General features: G+C 30.8%; 2 protein-coding genes. Both read right to left on the reverse strand.

Annotation, left to right across the window (positions count from 1 at the left end; all coding sequences use genetic code 11):
- Positions 1 to 375, reverse strand: a 375-nt coding sequence (locus OYV_RS04180) for an Hsp70 family protein (protein ID WP_042068468.1), incomplete at its 3' end; no start/stop codon positions are given.
- Positions 359 to 720: nucleotide exchange factor GrpE (locus OYV_RS04185; protein WP_042068469.1), on the reverse strand; the 362-nt coding region annotated here is incomplete at its 5' end. The genes OYV_RS04185 and OYV_RS04180, both read right to left, overlap by 17 nt.

Here is a 720-nt window from a genome sequence, read left to right on the forward strand (position 1 = left end):
ATTAAAATAAGCAGGAACAGTAATTACTGCCTCACTTACTTGAGCTCCTAAATAATCTTCAGCAGTTTTTTTCAAATTTGCCAAAATCATTGCACTAATTTCTTGCGGAGTGTATTTTTTACCACCCACATTAACAGTATAATTAGCTTCTCCCATGTGTCTTTTGATAGAACTAATAGTATTAGGATTAGTAATTACTTGACGTTTGGCAATTTCTCCTACCATAATTTCATCACCTTTAAAAGAAACTACAGACGGAGTTGTTCTTCCACCTTCAGCATTAGGAATAACTTTTGCCTCGCCACCTTCCATTACAGCAACACAAGAGTTAGTTGTTCCTAAATCAATACCTATAATTTTATTCGTTTTTGTCATTTTTATCACTCCATTCATTTACTTTAACCAATGTTGGTCTTAAAATTCTTTTTTTATATAAATAACCTTTTTGTAAAACTGCTAAATTAGTTTTATCAGGTTTTTTAGGGTCGCACACTGTTTCTAAAGCGTGGTGCAAAGCAGGATCAAAAGGCTTATTAAGAGCCTCAATTTCTTCTACTCCTTCATCTTGCAACACTTTTTTTATTTGTTGTTGTAACAACTTAAATCCTAATAAATATTTTTGCAACAATTCATTTTGTGTAGGCATATCAATGACTTTTTCTAATTGTTCCAAAGGCATTAATAAATTAGTAATAAAATTACTTGATGCATATTTTAATT

The sequence above is a fragment of the 'Chrysanthemum coronarium' phytoplasma genome (assembly GCF_000744065.1).
GTDB lineage: Bacteria > Bacillota_I > Bacilli_A > Acholeplasmatales > Acholeplasmataceae > Phytoplasma > Phytoplasma asteris.